This window comes from Buttiauxella agrestis (assembly GCF_900446255.1).
Taxonomy (GTDB): Bacteria; Pseudomonadota; Gammaproteobacteria; order Enterobacterales; family Enterobacteriaceae; genus Buttiauxella; species Buttiauxella agrestis.
The window spans coordinates 941,639-960,481 of sequence record NZ_UIGI01000001.1 but is presented as its reverse complement, the minus strand read 5'-3'; the positions used below and the strand labels follow the sequence as shown (position 1 = coordinate 960,481).

At 51.1% G+C, this 18,843-nt stretch carries 13 protein-coding genes and 3 tRNA genes; 6 read left to right on the top strand and 10 right to left on the bottom strand.

Annotated features, from left to right (window positions below):
• Window positions 1-34: 34 nt before the first annotated feature.
• The 4 genes from rlmM to DY231_RS04610 form a co-directional block, all read right to left on the bottom strand.
• Entirely contained in the window at window positions 35-1,135 is a 1,101-nt protein-coding gene (rlmM, locus tag DY231_RS04625) for a 23S rRNA (cytidine(2498)-2'-O)-methyltransferase RlmM (RefSeq protein ID WP_034498030.1), read from the bottom strand.
• A complete protein-coding gene (locus DY231_RS04620) occupies window positions 1,128-1,523 on the bottom strand; it encodes a DUF423 domain-containing protein (RefSeq protein ID WP_034498032.1) in 396 nt (131 codons plus the stop codon). The genes rlmM and DY231_RS04620 overlap by 8 nt, the downstream gene beginning before the upstream one ends.
• 49 nt (window positions 1,524-1,572) lie before the next feature.
• A complete protein-coding gene (gcvA, locus tag DY231_RS04615; protein WP_034498034.1) occupies window positions 1,573-2,490 on the bottom strand; it encodes a glycine cleavage system transcriptional regulator GcvA in 918 nt (305 codons plus the stop codon).
• A gap of 343 nt (window positions 2,491-2,833) precedes the next feature.
• Window positions 2,834-3,061: a YgdI/YgdR family lipoprotein gene (locus DY231_RS04610; protein WP_115627448.1), complete on the bottom strand. Its 228-nt coding sequence runs from the start codon at window positions 3,059-3,061 to the stop codon at window positions 2,834-2,836.
• Window positions 3,062-3,255: 194 nt separating this feature from the next.
• Here DY231_RS04610 and csdA point away from each other — a divergent pair, with 194 nt between their 5' ends.
• Both csdA and csdE read left to right on the top strand, forming a co-directional pair.
• The gene (gene csdA, locus DY231_RS04605; protein WP_115627447.1) at window positions 3,256-4,461 is read left to right on the top strand and encodes a cysteine desulfurase CsdA; all 1,206 of its coding nucleotides are present in this window, start codon (window positions 3,256-3,258) and stop codon (window positions 4,459-4,461) included.
• A complete protein-coding gene (gene csdE, locus DY231_RS04600; protein WP_115627446.1) occupies window positions 4,462-4,905 on the top strand; it encodes a cysteine desulfurase sulfur acceptor subunit CsdE in 444 nt (147 codons plus the stop codon).
• On the opposite strand, the gene tcdA is transcribed toward csdE, so the two are convergent.
• Entirely contained in the window at window positions 4,893-5,705 is an 813-nt protein-coding gene (gene tcdA / locus DY231_RS04595) for a tRNA cyclic N6-threonylcarbamoyladenosine(37) synthase TcdA (RefSeq protein WP_115627445.1), read from the bottom strand. The genes csdE and tcdA overlap by 13 nt on opposite strands.
• 81 nt (window positions 5,706-5,786) lie before the next feature.
• The gene (mltA, locus tag DY231_RS04590) at window positions 5,787-6,887 is read right to left on the bottom strand and encodes a murein transglycosylase A (RefSeq protein ID WP_115627444.1); all 1,101 of its coding nucleotides are present in this window, start codon (window positions 6,885-6,887) and stop codon (window positions 5,787-5,789) included.
• A 207-nt stretch (window positions 6,888-7,094) separates the two neighbouring features.
• Here mltA and DY231_RS04585 point away from each other — a divergent pair.
• From DY231_RS04585 to DY231_RS04575, 3 genes are all read left to right on the top strand, one after another.
• A tRNA-Met gene (locus DY231_RS04585) sits at window positions 7,095-7,171 on the top strand.
• 69 nt (window positions 7,172-7,240) lie between these two features.
• Window positions 7,241-7,317, top strand: a tRNA-Met gene (locus DY231_RS04580).
• Window positions 7,318-7,379: 62 nt separating this feature from the next.
• Window positions 7,380-7,456: transfer RNA gene (locus DY231_RS04575), tRNA-Met, on the top strand.
• Window positions 7,457-7,589: 133 nt separating this feature from the next.
• On the opposite strand, the gene amiC is transcribed toward DY231_RS04575, so the two are convergent.
• Window positions 7,590-8,846, bottom strand: a complete 1,257-nt coding sequence (amiC, locus tag DY231_RS04570) for an N-acetylmuramoyl-L-alanine amidase AmiC (protein WP_034498045.1) — start codon at window positions 8,844-8,846, stop codon at window positions 7,590-7,592.
• A 234-nt stretch (window positions 8,847-9,080) separates the two neighbouring features.
• On the opposite strand from amiC, the gene argA reads away from it, so the two are divergent.
• Window positions 9,081-10,412 carry an amino-acid N-acetyltransferase gene (gene argA / locus DY231_RS04565; RefSeq protein ID WP_115627443.1) on the top strand — a complete coding sequence of 444 codons (1,332 nt, stop codon included), beginning with the start codon at window positions 9,081-9,083 and terminating at the stop codon, window positions 10,410-10,412.
• Between the two features lie 22 nt (window positions 10,413-10,434).
• Here the strand turns inward: argA and recD are convergent, their stop codons facing one another.
• The 3 genes from recD to ptrA are packed head-to-tail and all read right to left on the bottom strand — an operon-like array spanning window position 10,435 to window position 18,738.
• Window positions 10,435-12,270 carry an exodeoxyribonuclease V subunit alpha gene (recD, locus tag DY231_RS04560; RefSeq protein ID WP_115627442.1) on the bottom strand — a complete coding sequence of 612 codons (1,836 nt, stop codon included), beginning with the start codon at window positions 12,268-12,270 and terminating at the stop codon, window positions 10,435-10,437.
• Window positions 12,267-15,809, bottom strand: a complete 3,543-nt coding sequence (gene recB, locus DY231_RS04555; protein ID WP_115627441.1) for an exodeoxyribonuclease V subunit beta — start codon at window positions 15,807-15,809, stop codon at window positions 12,267-12,269. Before recB ends, recD begins: the two co-directional genes overlap by 4 nt.
• A 43-nt stretch (window positions 15,810-15,852) precedes the next feature.
• Window positions 15,853-18,738, bottom strand: a complete 2,886-nt coding sequence (ptrA, locus tag DY231_RS04550) for a pitrilysin (RefSeq protein ID WP_115627440.1) — start codon at window positions 18,736-18,738, stop codon at window positions 15,853-15,855.
• Window positions 18,739-18,843: the final 105 nt, after the last annotated feature.

Genomic DNA, 18,843 nt, shown 5'->3' with positions numbered 1-18,843 from the left:
CCTCTCCTTTAGGGAGAGGGTTGAATGAAGGTGATTATCGCTCGTCGCGACGACCGCCCACTGCGGCCCACATACGGCGCACGTGCACAGTCACTTCTTCACGGTCGTGGTACAACTGGCGCGCCTGAATTTCCGCGCTGATACCATGCTCTGCCAGTTTTTCATGAATCAATGCCAGGTTTTGTGACACTTCTTCATAGCGCTTCTTCATTGGCAACTTGAGGTTGAAAATGGTTTCGCGGCACCAGCCGTTCACTAACCACGTAGCCATCAGACTCGCCACTTTCGCTGGTTTCTCAACCATGTCGCAGACCATCCAGGAGATGTTGTTGCGGGTTGGCTTATATTTAAAACCATCTTCCTGCAACCAGGTCACTTGCCCGGTGTCCATCAGGCTCTGTGCCATTGGGCCGTTATCAACGGAGCAAACCCACATGTTGCGTTGCGTTAACTGGTAAGTCCAACCGCCTGGGCAGGCTCCAAGGTCAACGGCATGCATTCCGTTCGCCAGACGCTCATCCCACTCATCCGCCGGAATGAAAGTATGGAATGCTTCTTCCAGTTTCAGGGTTGAACGGCTTGGCGCTTCAGCAGGCAATTTCAGTCGCTGGATGCCCATATAGAAAGGCGAGTTATTCGTGGTGTAGGAATAACCGGTGTAGCAGCAGCCAGGTGCGATAAAGAACACATGCACCACCGGGCGTTTTGGCGTTTCGTAATTGGTGAGGATCCCGGCTTCGCGCAGGCTGGCACGCAGCGGTACCGTCAGCTTACGGCAAAACTTCATCAGCTCTTTGCTTTCATTGGTGTCAGCAACTTCAACACGCAGATCGCCGCCCTTCTCAACCACGCCCGTCAACATTCCGGTAATGGGTGTAATACGATCTTCCGGTGGAAGATCTTTTAGCAGTTCACCCGCAACGATCATCTGGCGAGCAAAGATCAGATCACGAAACGGCAATTCACGCGCCAGTTTGTCAGCGTCATCTTGCTGATAGCATTCGTAAATCACGTAACCGCTGTTTTCTTTCACGCGTGCAAAACCAAACACGCCGCGCTGGCCCGCTTTATCGGTAATCTCTGCCGCGCACTCTTTCTCAAAGCCTTGTCGGCAGTACAAAATAACTTTATTCATGGCTTACGCCCCTACGTTTCAGGCGCATTGCACCAATCAACATCAAGATCCAACCAGCGAGAAAACTAAACCCGCCGACCGGAGTAACAAACGCCCACAGGCGTAAGTGTGACAGCGCCAGACAATAAAGACTGCCGCTGAATAAAACAGTACCGAGCGCCATAAAAACGCTGCTCCAGTAAAACCAAATGCTGACCCGGCGTTGCATGGCAACGGCCAGACCAAATATGGCTAACGTGTGAAACGCTTGATACTCGAGGCCGGTTTGAATCCAGCCCATTTCCACAACACCAAGCGTTTTGCTCAATACATGCGCCCCAAAGGCCCCGAGAGCAACAAAGATGAAACCGCTGATTGCGGTAAAAATCAGCATGAAACGGCTGGTCATGGTGTAACCCTAAAGTGAAGGCGCAGCACAGTGCCTGCGCGAAGGTTGCTTATTGATCGTAACGAAAACGGAATTTTTCTTGTTCGCTCGCTGTTTTCGCCAGAATCCACTGCCTGAAGGCCGCTATTTTACCCAGTTCTGCCTGACTGTCATGACAAACAAGATAAAAGGCATTTTTACTCACCAGCACGTCATTAAACGGGCAAACTAAACGTCCCGCTTCAATTTCCGATTGCGCCATCACATTGTTTGCCAGCGCAATACCTTGCCCGTGAATAGCAGCCTGGAGCACCATCGCGCTGTGGCTAAAGATTGGACCTTGCTGCACATTAATATGGCTCACCCCCAACTGGCGCGTGTAGGTTTGCCAGTCACGACGAGACGCATCATGCAATAAAGTATGATGCGCTAAATCTTCAGGTGTTTTAATCGGTTTCTCGCCGGTCAACAGCATTGGTGAGCAGACCGGTAGCAAGTATTCTGCGTATAATTTTTCCACACGCAAGCCAGGCCAGTTTCCTCGCCCGTAAAAAATCGCAACGTCGACATCATCCGAAAGTTTATCTTCCTGACGGTCAACCGCCTGAATTCGGACATCGATTCCCGGATAAGCTGTATTAAAGCTAGTAAGACGAGGGACGAGCCAATGAATGGCAAAACTCGGCAACAGACTAACAGTTAAGGCGCCTTTTGCACTACGCGCCTGTAGCTTACGCGTGGCTTCGGTGAGCTGCGAAAAAATCTCTTTGATGTCCAGATAGTAACTCTGCCCCTCTTCAGTCAACAGCAAAGAGCGGTTCCGACGGCGGAACAATTTAAGGCCGAGGAAATCTTCCAGCGACTTAATCTGGTGGCTGACGGCGGCCTGAGTCACGAACAGTTCATCGGCCGCTTTAGTAAAACTCAGGTGACGAGCAGCGGCGTCAAATACCCGTAAGGCATTTAAAGGTGGCAAACGCTTGGACATAGTTGATTGGCTTAAATGTTAAAGTCTATTAACAAACAGGTGAACTTAGTTAACCTATTAGTTTTTTTTATCTGAGCCATTATAAATTGTCCGTTGAGGATGCACCAGCAAATACCTATAGTGGCGTCACTTCCTGAGCCGGAACGAAAAGTTATCTGAAATGCGTGTTTCGGAGGGCTTTTGGCTTACGGTTGTGATGTTGTGTTGTTGTGTTTGCAATTGGTCTGGCATTCCAGACCCCGGTAGCTTAGCTACCCCTTTTTCACTTCCTGTACATTTACCCTGTCTGTCCATAGTGATTAATGTAGCACCGCAAATTGCGGTGCTTTTTTTTGCTCTAAATTTACTTATCTAACTCAACCATCTCTTTCACGTCAGTACGGTTAATCTGCTGTTTATTCCCATTAGCGTCTTTGTACTGAATCATCCCTGTATCTTCATCGGTTTGCGGTTTGCCATCGGCTACGATAGTCCGACCATCGTTAGTGTGCATCACGTAATTAGGGCCTGAACATGCTGAAAGACCAAAAACCATAACACCTGCTAATACTGCTGCGGCTGCCTTGTTCATATTCTTCTCCTTAGTAGCGTTTAATGCTGATTTGTACTTCAAAATAAACACGGTGAAAGATTCACCTAACATTAATTAGCATAACCGTCTTTTCGGACTTTGCCAGATTAAGCAGACTATTCCGAAGGTTACGTATTCCTTGTGCGATTAAGACAAATGCGCGACGATCGGCGGCATTGGATACGAGGAAAATCATGAAATCATTTAATCCAGCCGAATTTCGCAGCCAGTTTCCGGCTCTGGCTGATGCCGGTGTCTATCTCGACAGCGCAGCAACCACACTTAAACCCCTCGCGGTGATTGAAGCCACCAGGCAGTTTTATAGCCTGAGCGCCGGGAATGTTCATCGCAGTCAATTTGCCGAAGCCCAACGCCTGACAGAACGATATGAAGCCGCTCGCGATAGCGTGGCTGGTTTGCTTAACGCGCCATGCGCTAAAGATATTGTCTGGACGCGTGGCACCACTGAAGCCATTAACCTCGTGGCGCAATGTTATGCCCGTCCGCGTCTACAACCCGGCGACGAAATTATCGTTAGCGAAGCAGAACATCACGCAAACTTTGTGCCGTGGTTAATGGTCGCAGAGCAGACTGGCGCGAAGATTGTAAAATTGCCGCTGGGCAAAGATTACCTCGCAGATTTAAGCAAACTCCCTGAGCTTCTTAACGCGCGCACAAAAATTCTGGCGTTAGGCCAAATGTCTAACGTCACAGGCGGCTGCCCGAATCTGGAAAAAGCGATTACGCTTGCTCATGCAGCGGGCGCGGTGGTTATGGTTGATGGTGCACAAGGTGTGGTCCATTGCCCACCGGATATACAAGCACTGGATATCGATTTTTACGCCTTCTCGGCACACAAACTTTACGGCCCGACCGGCATCGGTGCGCTGTACGGTAAAACTGAGTTGCTCGAAGAGATGTCGCCGTGGCTTGGCGGCGGCAAGATGATCACTCATGTCTCGTTTGAAGGATTCAAAACTCAGCCAGTGCCGTATCGTTTTGAAGCCGGTACGCCAAACGTCGCGGGTGTGATTGGCCTGAGTGCCGCTCTTGAGTGGCTGGACTCTGTTGATTTACAAGAAGCTGAGGCTTATAGCCGTGGGCTTGCAACACTTGCAGAAGCCGAGCTGGCGAAACGCCCTGGTTTTCGCAGTTTCCGCTGCCAGGACTCAAGCCTGTTAGCATTCGATTTCGCCGATATTCACCATAACGATATGGTGACGTTGCTGGCCGAAGCCGGAATATCGCTGCGCGCCGGGCAGCACTGTGCGCAACCGTTGCTCGCCGCGTTAGGTGTCAGCGGCACTTTGCGTGCTTCATTTGCGCCATACAATACACAAAGCGACGTCGATGCCCTGATTAAAGCCATCGACAATGCACTGGAAATTCTGGGGGATTAAATGACAAGTGGATTTTTAGCCGGTCACCCTTTTGGCACTTCAATTACCGCCGATAACCTGCGTTCTACGTTTGCGCCATTGCAGCAATGGGAAGATAAATACCGCCAGCTGATTCTTTTAGGGAAGCAGCTTCCGGCGCTGCCTGCTGATTTAAAGCAGGAAAATATCGAAATTGCCGGGTGTGAAAACCGCGTCTGGTTAGGGCATTCTCTTCAGGCGAATGGCACGCTGCATTTTTATGGTGACAGCGAAGGGCGAATCGTTCGGGGTTTGCTGGCGGTGTTGCTCACCGCCATTGAAGGGAAAACAGCTGAACAGTTGCTGAATGAAGACCCACTCGCACTGTTTGACGATTTAGGGCTGCGTAACCAATTAAGCGCGTCTCGCAGCAGCGGACTGGCAGCATTAGCGCAAGCCGTGCACGTTGCGGCTCAGGCAGTCTGAATTCGCGCCGCTTTCGCCATCATTTTCTTTAAAACATGGGATACCGCCACAAAACCAAAGCTGGCGGTGACCATGGTTGCCGCACCAAATCCAGAGGCGCAATCCATACGTTTCGGGCCATCAGCCGTACTTTTCATTGCGCAGACCGAACCATCAGCCTGCGGGTAAACCAGTGCTTCGGTGGAAAACACACAATCGATCCCCAGCTTGCCTTTACTGTTCTTCACCACGCCAAAATCGCTTTTTAATCTTTCACGCAGTTTTGCCGCCAGCGGATCCTGAATCGTTTTCGCCAGATCGGAAACCTGAATTTGCGTAGGATCGATCTGCCCGCCCGCCCCGCCGGTTGTCACTAATGGGATCTTATAACGACGGCAATACGCGATCAGTGCGGCTTTAGGGCGCACGCTGTCGATGGCGTCAATCACATAACTAAAACCCTGATTAAGCAACTGGGCGGTGTTTTCAGCAGTGATAAAATCATCCACCACCGTGACGCGGCATTCCGGGTTAATTTCACGAATGCGCGCCGCCATCACTTCGGTTTTGGCCTGGCCGACAGTGTCCCGCAAGGCATGAATCTGGCGGTTAGTGTTAGTGACACACACATCATCCATGTCGATAAGCGTAATCGCGCCGATACCGGTACGAGCCAGCGCCTCTGCGGCCCATGAGCCAACGCCCCCAATGCCAATTACGCAAACATGCGCATCAGCAAACAGTTGCAGAGCATCACGGCCATACAAACGGGCCGTGCCGCCAAAGCGTTGCAGCCAGGCATCGGTCAAAACTACAGACATTACGTTATCCTCGGAAAATCTTTGCGGGTGTTATTGCAGATATAGATGACGGGCTGATTATACAGCCCGTCTGCGGGAAGATTAACCCGTGAATACGCTGTTGGTCGTGCCCGGCGCATTTTTCAGCACCCAAACGCGACCATAGTGATTGTACCAACCTGCGCGATGCCCGGCGTCAGCCCCGATGCCCTGGTAAATATCAAAGTGCTGACCTTTAATCGCACCGCCAACATCCAGCGCCACCATCACGCGTAATTCATATTGCCCACTGAATTTACCGTTGTTATCAAGTAACGGCACTTCCGCAAGAATAGTGGTGCCCGCCGGAATAATTGAACGATCAGACGCAACCGACGCACGACCAACCAACGGCACCGCACTCGCTCCTTTCACCGGCGCGAAGCTTGCAGGTTTAAAGAAGACGAACGATGGATTCTGTTCGAGCAGCTCCTGCACTTCAGCCTGGCTGTGCGTTTCCCCCCAATGGCGAATCGCCTGCATCGACATATCTTCTTTCTTTACTTCGCCACGATCGATAAGCACTTTGCCGATACTGCGGTAAGCGTGGCCATTTTTGCCCGAATATCCGAAGAAGGTTAGTGGCTGCCCGTCGCCGAAATCGATATAGCCGCTGCCCTGCACATCCATAATGAAGTTATCCATTAAGGAGTTGCTGTAAGCAATAATGTAGCTGTCGCTCAACCCACCCCGGTAAATCTCCGCACGAGACGGCAGACGGCCGCGTTTTGGTGGCATACGGTAGATTGGATACTGGAACTCGCCCTGGCGGGTATAACGCGCCTGTACAACTGGCGTGTAGTAGCCGGTGAATTGCACGTTGCCGTAGTTGTCAGCACCTTCCATTTGCCAGGCATCAAGACCGTACTGACTTAGCTTGCTGGTATCGCCACCGGCATGCAGCCACTGTTGAACGGCACCGTAAACATCGCTCTTACTATTATAGAGGCGAGGAGAAGCAGAACGAATCTGGTTAACTTGCTCAGCAAAGTCACCACCGTTAATGGGTGCTCCCACCGCATCCGGTTGGTTTACGAGGGAGAAAGGCTGGGTAAACTTCCCGTCTTTATATTGCTGACCTTTATCTGTCGGTTTTGAGGAGCAGCCCGCCAGAATGGCAACCACTACCCCAGTTACAATGTACTTCGTCCAACGTCCTATCATTACTTCCTCGCCCGGTTACGCCGCTTTATCCCACGCGAAGATAGCAAACACGCTGCAAGATTTAAACGTGTTGCGCCTTGCGCAGCCCAGATGTGTTCGTTATTTGTACTTAAATTAAATTATTATCAGTTAGATGAGACAAATCGGGTATTTTTTAAAAAAAGGGTTGCATCAAAAGCCGAGCAGAGTATAGTGCGCTTCCACGGACGCGGGGTGGAGCAGCCTGGTAGCTCGTCGGGCTCATAACCCGAAGGTCGTCAGTTCAAATCTGGCCCCCGCAACCAATTAAAAAGTCGCTGAGTTTAGCGCGGTGATGAAAATCACTAGCAGTGAGTAGTAAATAGTTATACGGACGCGGGGTGGAGCAGCCTGGTAGCTCGTCGGGCTCATAACCCGAAGGTCGTCAGTTCAAATCTGGCCCCCGCAACCAACTAAGTCGCTGAGTATTCGCGCAATGATGAAAGTCATTTGGGTAACAAAGAAGTTTACGGACGCGGGGTGGAGCAGCCTGGTAGCTCGTCGGGCTCATAACCCGAAGGTCGTCAGTTCAAATCTGGCCCCCGCAACCAACATTTAAAGCACTCTCAGGAGTGCTTTTTTTGTATCTGAAATTTGGGTTATTTGGTGGATGACGCTTACGCTTATCCACTCTACGAAATGCCGTTGTAGGTCGGATAAGCGTAAGCGCCATCCGACAAAGTATTATCCGCGCCGCGCCAGCCGCGAGCTATCCGCAAAATACGCCTTGATGCCTGCCAGAATAGACTCCGCCACTTCCTGCTGGAACGTCGCAGTACGTAGCTTGCGCTCTTCCTCAACATTACTCAGAAACGCGGTCTCGACCAGAATAGAGGGAATATCCGGGGCTTTCAGTACCGCGAATCCAGCCTGATCGACGCTATTTTTATGCAGCTTGTTCACTTTGCCTAATCTGGCCAGCACTTCTTTACCAAATTTAAGACTGTCGTTAATCGTCAGCGACTGCACCATATCGAACATCGTATGGTCGAGATATCTGTCGCCACTCTTACTCACTCCACCAATTAAGTCGGCGGCGTTCTGCGTTTGGGCGAGGAATTTTGCTGCCGTACTGGTGGCACCTTTGGTTGAGAGTGCAAATACTGACGATCCGCGAGCGGCTCCGGACGTAAACGCATCCGCATGAATAGAAACAAAAAGATCCGCACGCTGCTTCTGCGCTTTTGCCACCCTGACTTTTAACGGGATAAACACATCCTCATTGCGCGTCATGTAGGCTTTCATATTCGCTTCTTTATCAATCAACGCTTTCAGGCGGCGTGCAATTTTGAGCACGATGTCTTTTTCACGCGTTTTATTTGGCCCAATGGCTCCGGGATCTTCCCCGCCGTGGCCGGGATCGAGCATGATAACAATTGGCCTGTCACGCCCTGCCTTGCCGGGCTGCGGCCCTTGCTCCGGAGACGGAGGCGTATCCTTATCCAGCTTGCCGTTATTGTAATCTTCGAGCAGCGCCAAAAGAGGATCCTGCTCGCTGTTCATATTGGCCGGATACAAATCCATGACCAGGCGTTCTTTAAATTCAGCAACCGGTGCCAGCGCAAAAAGATGCGGAGTCACATTCTGCTTGAGTTCAAAAACCATGCGCACCGTTTGTGGATCAAACTGCCCAACACGTGCTGACTTGATGAAAGGATCGTCGCCACGAATCTGGCCGCCAATTCCTTTCAAAACTGAATTTAAATTCACACCTTCTATGTCGACAACCACGCGATCGGGGTTGCTCAATGCAAACTGCTTATACTTTAGCTGCTTGTTCGATTCCAGCGTGACACGAGTGTATGACGAAGCGGGCCAGACGCGCACCGCAACCACCAGGCTTGAGGCAGCAAAGCCAACCTGGCTGACACTCAGTAGCCACATAGCGCCTGCGCCCTGCAATAAGCGGCGACGACTAATTAATGAACGGGAATCTGACATAGCTCTCCTGAGCGGTGTGTTTCCGTGAAACAAATAACCAATTTTATTTTTTGAGCCGAAAACTTTAGCGAAACACACTCGGGCTGTCACCCTTTAAAGGGTAAACATTCGCAATCAAGCACCTGGCTACGTGGATGCAGAAATTTCTGCTTTGTGGCAATTGCTGCTTGCGCCTGAGGCAATAAAAGAATAAAAATACAGAAATTACGAATAATCATGCAGTGAGGGCTTGCCGTGGTGAAGGAACGTAGAACCGAACTGGTACAGGGATTCCGCCATTCTGTCCCCTATATAAATGCCCATCGGGGAAAAACGTTTGTCATTATGCTTGGCGGCGAAGCCATTGAACACGAGAACTTTTCCAGTATCGTTAGCGATATTGGGCTGTTGCACAGCCTGGGAATTCGTCTGGTGGTGGTCTACGGCGCGCGTCCACAGATTGATGCCAATCTGGCTTCGCATAATCATGAGCCTATCTATCACAAACATACGCGCGTCACCGATGCCAAAACGCTGGAACTGGTCAAACAGGCCGCCGGTTTGTTGCAGTTAGATATCACAGCGCGTTTGTCCATGAGCCTCGGCAACACGCCGTTGCAAGGTGCACACATCAATGTCGTTAGCGGTAATTTTATTATCGCTCAGCCTCTTGGCGTGGACGACGGCGTGGATTATTGCCACAGCGGGCGCGTGCGTCGCATCGACGAAGAAGCCATTCATCGTCAGCTTGATAACGGTGCAATTGTATTGATGGGCCCGGTGGCGGTTTCCGTCACTGGCGAAAGCTTCAACCTCACGTCTGAAGAGATTGCCACGCAACTGGCGGTCAAACTAAAGGCCGAGAAGATGATCGGCTTCTGTTCTTCTCAGGGCGTTATCGACGACAACGGCAATATCGTTTCAGAACTGTTCCCCAATGATGCACAAAAACGCATTGAAGAGCTGGAAGAAGCGGGTGATTACCACTCTGGCACCGTGCGTTTTCTGCGTGGCGCGGTGAAAGCCTGCCGCAGCGGCGTGCGCCGTAGCCACTTAATTAGCTATCAGGAAGACGGGGCGCTGTTGCAAGAACTCTTCTCACGCGATGGTATCGGGACACAAATCGTGATGGAGAGTGCGGAACAAATTCGTCGCGCCACTATTAATGATATCGGCGGCATTCTGGAGTTGATTCGCCCGCTGGAGCAGCAAGGCATTCTGGTGCGCCGCTCGCGTGAACAACTGGAAATGGAGATCGACAAGTTCACCATCATCCAACGCGATAACCTGACTATCGCTTGTGCGGCGCTGTATCCATTCCAGGAAGAAGGGATTGGTGAAATGGCGTGTGTTGCGGTTCATCCGGATTACCGCAGTTCATCACGCGGTGAAGTATTGCTGCAACGCATTGCCACGCAAGCGCGGCAAATGGGGTTAAGCAAGTTGTTCGTGCTAACAACCCGCAGTATTCACTGGTTCCAGGAACGCGGGTTTATGCCAGTGGATGTCGAACTGCTGCCGGAAAGCAAAAAAGAGATGTACAACTATCAGCGCCGTTCAAAAGTGTTGATGGCAGATTTAGCATAGTTAAAAAGCTAGCCCTTCTGGGCTAGCTAAAACTTTCCATCAACCCGCTACGCCGTTCAGTTCTGGTCACAATTGCCTTTTCTAACACCCGATCATCGGCATACAGCGACAGCTTATTTCGAGCGCGAGTAATCGCCGTGTACACCAGTTCACGCGTCACCACAGCGGTGTACTGGTTTGGCAGCACCAGCGCGGCGTGGTCAAACTCAGAACCCTGCGATTTATGCACCGTCATGGCGTATGCCGTATCGTGTCCCGGTAAACGACTTGGCTGTACGGATTTAATGGTGCCATCCGGCATCGGGAACCAGACCCTTAACCCCTCGCCTCTATCCAGCGCAATACCAATATCCCCGTTAAACAGCCCCAACGAACTATCGTTACGAGAAACCATAATCGGCCTGCCGTTATACCAGCGCGATGTCGCCTGATTTGGCCGCTCAATTAACCGTTTTTGAATCAATGCCAGCTCGATGCGGCTATTCAAACCGCTGACGCCAAACGGACCTTCACGCAATGCACATAGCATTTGATAACGCCCGAAAGCTTCAAGAATAGAAGCTGGCTCTGCCTGATTGCGAATCAAGTCCAGGTATGGTCGATACCCTTCCACCGCATCGTCAATCATCGTGGCGTAGTCCGCCGTTTCACGCAGTGGTTGTTTAGTAATATCGCTAAAACCTTCGCTAAATACGGTTTTGACGCGCTTAATATCGCTGGCATTGACCGCAAATGCCAGTTGCCCGATGCCGGATTTACTGTCAAAGCGGTAGCTTTTTTGCAGTAAACACAAGCCATCACGCAACGCGCTCGCGCCGCTACCTTCTCCCGCTGAAAGCGTATAGCCAGTGAGCAGACTCAGCTCCGCCGCACGCTCAGGTGAATACCCATGCGTGACATAGTGGCAAATATCCCCGAGCACGGCCCCTGCTTCAACCGACGCCAACTGGTCGCGGTCGCCTAAGAAAATCACTCGCGCATGAGGAGGCATCGCATTGATCAGTTTTGCCATCATCGGCAAATCCACCATCGAGGCTTCATCCACCACCAGCACATCAAGGTGCAAAGGGTTTCCAGCATGGTAGCGCAAGCGTTGGCTGTTCGGTTGCGCACCTAACAAACGGTGCAATGTGCAGGCATCGTTGGGTAATGAGGCTTTTTGCGCTTCATCTAACGGCAAGCGGCGCAACGCCGAACCCAATGATTCCGTTAAGCGGGCTGCGGCTTTCCCCGTCGGCGCGGCGAGTTGAATCCGCAAAGACGGGGCATCCGAAAGCTGGACTAGCGCGGCGAGCAATTTCGCCACCGTGGTGGTTTTACCGGTCCCCGGCCCACCTGAAATCACCGATATACGACGGGTTAATGCCACGGCTGCGGCCACTTTTTGCCAGTCAGTCTCGGGTAGCGGATCAAAAAGCTGATTGAGTACGTTAATGACCTGCGATTCATTAAGCGCAATGGGTCGATTTTCCTGCACAAAAAACTGTGCAATGGACTGTTCGTTTTGCCACATTCGGTTGAGATATAAACGCTCGCTAATCAACTTTAGCGGGGTCGCCCCTTCGTATTCACTCACCGCATTGGAAGCCAGCAATGTCTCACGCCAGCCGCTTTTCAGGTCGGCAAGCGCAAAAAGTTGTGCTGCTAAATCTGGCTGACGCCCGGAAAAACAGAACTCCGGAACTAAACGTGAAAGCGGAATGCAGACATGCCCTTCACCCGCATCGTGGCTGACCAATGCCGCCGCCAGCATCACCGCGGGCTGATCATCACTGGCAATCATCATGGCAAACTGTGCATCCAGGGCACGCAATAACTTTTGCTCAACCGCCTGCTGTAAAAGCTCAGACATTTTCATGGCATCACCTCGTCCTTTTGCGCCGCGAATAGTGCATCCATCTTCGCAATCAGTTGCTCATCCGGGCACGTTGAAAATATACCTTGTGAGGAGCCGTTACTTTCGATGCCACGTAAGAAGAGGTAGATAACGCCGCCGAAGTGAGTCTGGTAGTCATAATCAGGAATTCTGTGCCGTAAATAACGGTGCAATGCCAGCGTATACAGTTGATATTGCAGATCATACCGATGAGATTGCATCGCCGCCGCCATCGCTTCCCCGGTGTAAGCGCTGCTGTCTTCGCCCAGCCAGTTCGATTTGTAATCCAGCAGGTAGTAGCGCCCCTTCCAGCGGAACACCAGGTCAATAAACCCTTTCAGCATGCCGCGCACTTGCTTGAAGTTTAACGGCGGACAACCTTTTGATAACGGGTCATATTCCCGTACGAGGGCATCTAAATGTGCTGCCTGCAAATCACTCTCTATCGGCAAATAGAATTCCATTTCGACCTGCCTGTCTCGCGGAGTTAACTGGCTAAGCGACACGCCCGTGTCATTCAATGGTGCCTGCAAAATAGTGTGCAACCACTCGGTGACAATTGGCTGCCACTGCTCACCAAACCCTTGCTCGCTTAACTGCTTTGCAATCCACGCTTCATCTATTGGCTGCGTAAAATCAATGCCTTCGAACAAGCTATGCAAAAATGTGCCCGGCCCCGCCCCACGTGGAAAGGTGTGCGGAGTAAGTAATGGCTCACTTTGTGTCGGCGCAGCGCCTGCGGCATCGACATCCAGGCGCGGCAATAAATCCAGAGCCTGGCTGCTACCATGCTGCTGTAAACCTGAATAACTGGTGACTCGCCAGTTATCAGCCACCTGCCTTGTCATCGTGCGTGCGCTAAGTTCGGGCAACGCTTCACTCACTGGCTGCCACGGAGTGTAATCATCTGACTTAGGCTCTTCGACGCTAATCGACTCGCTCGCCAGTTCCTGCAAGGAAATTTGTAATCCCGCAGCATCTTTCGCTTCGCCTTTTTGTAAAAGATAACCCAACGCCCCGAGGTGCAGATCGCTGTTCCCTTTTTTAGCGCGATTACCTTTAAACAACGGTGCGACGCCGAGACTGCAATGCCAGATGGAGCGCGTCAACGCGACGTACAACAGGCGTAAGTCTTCCGCCAGGCGCTCTTCTTCGGCCAGACTCAGGCTTTCCGCGTCATCACTTAAATCCAGCAAAGGCGAGAAGGTCGAGCGATCATGGTACAGGCCGCTGTTTTGCGCCCGATAGTTGGCGATGAACGGCAACCAAACCAGCGGGTACTCCAGCCCTTTTGATTTATGGATAGTGACCACCTGAACCAGGTGTCGGTCGCTTTCGAGACGCAGTTGCTGGCTATAGGCGTTACTGTCAGGTTCCGCAACCTGCTGAGCCAGCCAACGCACCAGCGCATGTTCACTGTCAGTTTGCGCGGCTTCTTCTTGCAACAGCTCGCTGATATGCAATATATCGGTCAGACGCCGCTCGCCACCCGGTGTTGCCAGTAAGTTTTCGGCAACCTGACGTCGTGCGATAAGTGCGCGTAACATCGGCATCACGCCACGACGCAGCCAAATTTGCCGATACTCAGAAAACTCTTCAACCAGGCTATCCCAGGCATTTTCGTCATTGTTTAGCGCTTCTATCATTCGGGCATCCAGCCCCAACATGCTCGTGGCGACGGCGCTGCGCAGCGCCGTTTCTATTTCTGGGGCCAGTACCGCCTGCAAAATCCACAGAATCTCTCGAGATTCCGGCGTTGCGAATACTGAGTCGCGGTTTGAAAGATAAACCGAAGGGATATTCAGGGCGCTCAACGCTTCACGCACAATCGATGCTTCACCGCGACTACGAACCAGAATGGTGATGTCAGACGACTGTACCGGGCGTGACTCTTCGCCTTTCCACAGCAATGCTTCGCCACGCTGCCCGGCACTCAACCATTCCCGAATTTGTTGTGCGCACTGCATGGCCATAGTTTGTTGGTAATCACTCACACCACAGCCATCACCCGATTGCGCCCAGAACGACATTGCCGCCTGGTTTTTCCCTTTCAGGGTAAAACGTAAGCCATTGTTCTTCTGGGCGGCTTTCACCGCTAAGAATGGAATTTGCGCGAATAAGAAGGGGTTATCCAACTGCTGGAACAGGGTATTTACGCTGTTTATCATCGCCGGTGATGAGCGCCAGTTGGTGTCCAGTGTGTAGTGGGCGCTTACCTCATGGCGGGCTTTCATGTAGGTAAAAATATCAGCGCCACGGAAGGCGTAAATCGCCTGTTTTGGGTCACCGATAAGCAACAATGCGGTATCAGGCTGATTGATATACAAACGTCTGAAAATACGATATTGCTGCGGGTCGGTGTCCTGAAATTCATCAATCATTGCCGCAGGGAAACGGCTGCGGATAGCGGCTGCCAGCGCATCCCCGCCGGGTTTATGCAACGCTTCATCAAGGCGGGTTAACATATCGTCAAACCCGAGTTCGCCACGGCGGCGTTTTTCCTGCTGCACGGTGTAGCGGATTTCAGCCATCGCGCGGGCAATGACTAAATCACGCAGGGTCAGCGGTTCGCCCAGCAGATCGTTAATCGCCCGGAAAACAGGATGCTGCGGCGGTTGGCCTTCTTTGGTTTTCTCATCAAGCATCGACTGAGAAAAACGCTCCAGCTGATCGGGTAATTTATAGGTCGTGGTTTCTGTATGCGCCCACACACCAACAATATTCAGCCAGTTCGGTAAGTTTTTACTGCTATAGCTGCGGCGGTCAATCTTCGCCACACTCAGAATCTGCGCGATGTCATCCGCGCAGTCTCGCCATTGCGCTTTTACATCTTCAATGGCATTAATGATTTTTTGATGACGAGCAAGCAGCGTTTCATCATCGGCCGGAGGCTGTTTCAGAATGGGTTGTTCACCTTGCAGCCAGCTGTTGATATCTCTGAGCAGTTCTTCCGGCCCAGCCCACTCTTCTGCCATCACTTGGGCGACAGGTTTAGGCAACGGGTAACAATGGCGGCGCCAGAAATCAGCACAAGCATGGCGACGTAACAGTGATTCATCTTCGATGAGTTGTTGTTCAAACAACATGCCTGATTCAAAGGCATTCAGACTCAGCATTCTTTGGCAGAAGCCGTGAATGGTGAATATCGCCGCTTCATCCATTTGCTGTTCGGCCAGACGAAGAACCTGTGCTGCCTGATGCAGGTCAGGAATTTCAGTCAGCAGACTCTGGAACAGAGGATTGTCGGTACGATTGCGTACGCATGCGATGCGTAGCTCATGGATATTGGCTCGAATGCGGCCACGAAGCTCTTCCGTCGCCGCCTGCGTAAAGGTTACGACCAGCAACTCTTCGACAGAAAGCGGCCTGGGATGAGCATTTTTACCTCCCAGGCCTAACAGCAGACGCAAATACAGTGCCGCAATGGTAAAAGTCTTTCCGGTCCCCGCAGAGGCTTCTATCAGCCGCTCCCCCGTAAGAGGCAAGCTAAGGGGATCAAGAGGCTGCGTGGTTCCGGTCATTTTTTCCCCTTTGTCTTTCAAGTTGCAGGTATTTTAGCTGCTATCACTTTGAATCTACGAGCGGCAGTGATTGTTGCAGAGCGCTGACCTCCTTCCAGGTTTTCCAACCATCCGGAGCGGCATAGTCTGCTTTACCATTGTGGCTACCAGAAACTTGCGACAGCACCGCCATTCCCTGCTGTTCGATAACAGCCTGATGGAAGAAATCAGCCAGTTTTTGTGGAGTCAGCTTTTTAATTTCGGCGACTACTTTATCACGCGAATCAAAGTCCATGTTTCCACGATCAAAATCTTTGCTCAGCTGTGAAGCCTCCTGGGACAAGGTCTGCGGAGCCTGCATAATTTCACTGATCATTCCCTGCTGCATTTGCGCGAAATCTTCAGCGCTCATGCTACGCAGCTTTTTCTCGGCTGTTGGGTAAAACGCTTTGAATCGTTCATACAAATAGGCCGGTTGCTTGTCATTACTTTGCAACAAGAATCCAATGCCCCACTGGCGTCCCACGGACATTGGGAATGCGAACACCGCATAACCTAACTGTTCCTGTGTCCGCAACTGGTTGTAGAACCACGGTTGAATAATTTGCCCCAACATCGAACTGTAAGCCGTACTCGTGGTCTCATCGAAACCTTTAGGTACGTATACAGCTGCTAAGGCGGAATCGGTGCTGCTGCCGGTTTTTTCAAACATGGATAAATGTTGTTTATCCACCAGCACATCTTTATTTCGGCACCATTCATTACCTTTAGTCCCGAGCAGGCTTTGCACCCCATGCGCCAGGTCTGTAGCCTGCTGTGGGGTGATATTACCGAGGACTAAAAACTCAGGTTTAGCATTGGTTTTTAAACCATCGCGGTAATCGAGCACGTCTTTCAACGTTAACGCCGGCAACAGAGCACGACGAGTTTCACGCTGGAAGTACGGCACCTGTGAGATCATTTGCACCGGCATAATCGCCTGATCGTAAGCTTTACCTTTATCTGCCGAGTCCATCATTTGGGCATACCAGGACTTCGCTTGATCCAACTGCTCTTGCGTTGGCGTGTAAGAGAAGTAGCCCTTTAATAACGCTTCAAAAAGCTGTGGCAAACGTTGCGTATAACCGTTGGCGTTGACCATCAAACCGCTATTAGCATTGGTCGAGAAACCAATCCCACCGATTGAGGCCTGATTACTTAATTCATCTAACGCAATTCCTGCCAGATAATCATTGAGAGCAAACAGCACCTGGTTCTTAGCACTATCCATCGCTTGCGGATTACGCAGCACCATGGTCACGTCGGCTTTAGGTTCGCTCGCGAAGTAATGGCTTGGCATATACAACACGCGTAACCCAGGTTCTTTCACCAACAGTTCAGGATGCGCGTAAGTTTTATCAGGTTTAACCAACGTAAAATTGTCAGGAATGTACGGGTTTAATTGTGGCAATTCCAGCTTGATGGCCGCTGCTTTTTGCTTCCAGACATCAAAGACTTGTGGTGTGATTTTGTCGACCTGATAAGGGGCTTCAACAAAATATGCCGTCTTGTTGTGCGGTTCTTTCGGGCTGATATACCAGACACGCGCGTTCTGCGGCGTCATCATATCAAGGCGAGATTTAATCGCTGCGGGATCGTATTGATCCGCGATATTAACCGCATCCAGCGTATGTTCGACCGGTACACGTAACATGGTGTCTGCCAGCCATTCGACATAATCCATATCGCGCGTAATTGATGGGTAACGGAAATCGAGATCCAGAACATGGGCAAGCTCATCGAAATAGCTTTTATCAACGCCGTTTTCGCGCAGCTTATTCAAGTAACTGAAGATTGCCGCAACCACTTCATCACGCTGCGCAAGGCCTTTGTCTGTTAACGACACCGAAATAGCAAAGACGCCGCTATTACCGTTGACTAACGGATCGGAATCAGCGCGAATGCTATCAGCAAGCCCTTGTTTTTGCAGCCAATCTGAAAGAGTATTATTGCTGCGATTACCAATCAAATAGCCAATTAACTCATCCGTTTTACTGCGGAATTTATCGCTATTGTTGTCGATGCGGAACTCAACACGCACCACTTTGCGCGGCAATGCTGGCACGTAGTGAATCACAATGCCTTTTTGCGCATCGGTCACTACCGGTACATCAATTACCGGACGTTCGATGTTTTTATTGAGCACCCGGCCGTAGGTTTCTACCGCAATTTTTGCCAGTTCAGGCAGGGGCTTATTGCTGTAGATAACTGCTTTCATTAAGTTTGCGGAATAGTATTTATCGCGGAAAGCCACCAGCGCATCCAGCAGTTTGCTGCCCGGTTTGTCACGCAGTGTTTCCAGGTTGCCACCAGAAAAACGTGAACCAGGGTGAGCTGGGTTTATGGTTTCGGCGCTGACTTGCGCCATGCGCATACCGTCACGGGCACGCGCCAGCGTCAGCTCTGCGTTGACCGCATTACGTTCACGTTCAGCGTACTCAGGCGCAAGGTTCGGCTCAGCGATAGCATCCGACAAGCGATCGACAGCCCCTTCCAGCGCATCATTTTCCACTTCGAGGTAAAACGCAGTGCGGTAGGTTGCAGTGCTGGCATTATGGCTGCCACCATGCTTTTTGAGAAACTCTGACAGGCTGTCGGGCTCTGGATACTTCTTAGAACCCATTAGCGTCATATGTTCAAGATAGTGAGCAAGGCCGAGATGGTCGTTCGGATCCTCTAACGATCCTACAGGAACAACCAGTGCAGACAATGACTTAACAGCTTGCGGGTCAGAAACCAGCAGAACCGTCATACCATTATCAAGGCGTACGGCCTGGTACTGGCGATTGTCTTTTTCACTTTTACGGATTGTTTCCTGGATAGGCTGCCAACCCGTATCTGCCTGACTTAATGGTGCCCAAAGAGCGACTAACAAGAAAAGCGGTTTTAACCAAGTGCTGCATTTAGGCATTAACGAACCTCATTCACTAACTTACTCATCATTAACAACTTTTAAAACAATCTGTCATTGTCGTTGTTTCTTTTTTCGCCAATCCTGAGCAAGCTGCGCATAATA

Coding starts and splice junctions, on each gene's coding strand:
- DY231_RS04610 (WP_115627448.1), bottom strand. CDS start 3,061: ATGAACAAGGCAGCCGCAGCAGTATTAGCAGGTGTTATGGTTTTTGGT.
- recB (WP_115627441.1), bottom strand. CDS start 15,809: ATGACCGGAACCACGCAGCCTCTTGATCCCCTTAGCTTGCCTCTTACG.
- amiC (WP_034498045.1), bottom strand. CDS start 8,846: ATGTCAGATTCCCGTTCATTAATTAGTCGTCGCCGCTTATTGCAGGGC.
- gcvA (WP_034498034.1), bottom strand. CDS start 2,490: ATGTCCAAGCGTTTGCCACCTTTAAATGCCTTACGGGTATTTGACGCC.
- tcdA (WP_115627445.1), bottom strand. CDS start 5,705: ATGTCTGTAGTTTTGACCGATGCCTGGCTGCAACGCTTTGGCGGCACG.
- csdA (WP_115627447.1), top strand. CDS start 3,256: ATGAAATCATTTAATCCAGCCGAATTTCGCAGCCAGTTTCCGGCTCTG.
- csdE (WP_115627446.1), top strand. CDS start 4,462: ATGACAAGTGGATTTTTAGCCGGTCACCCTTTTGGCACTTCAATTACC.
- rlmM (WP_034498030.1), bottom strand. CDS start 1,135: ATGAATAAAGTTATTTTGTACTGCCGACAAGGCTTTGAGAAAGAGTGC.
- DY231_RS04620 (WP_034498032.1), bottom strand. CDS start 1,523: ATGACCAGCCGTTTCATGCTGATTTTTACCGCAATCAGCGGTTTCATC.
- ptrA (WP_115627440.1), bottom strand. CDS start 18,738: ATGCCTAAATGCAGCACTTGGTTAAAACCGCTTTTCTTGTTAGTCGCT.
- mltA (WP_115627444.1), bottom strand. CDS start 6,887: ATGATAGGACGTTGGACGAAGTACATTGTAACTGGGGTAGTGGTTGCC.
- recD (WP_115627442.1), bottom strand. CDS start 12,270: ATGAAAATGTCTGAGCTTTTACAGCAGGCGGTTGAGCAAAAGTTATTG.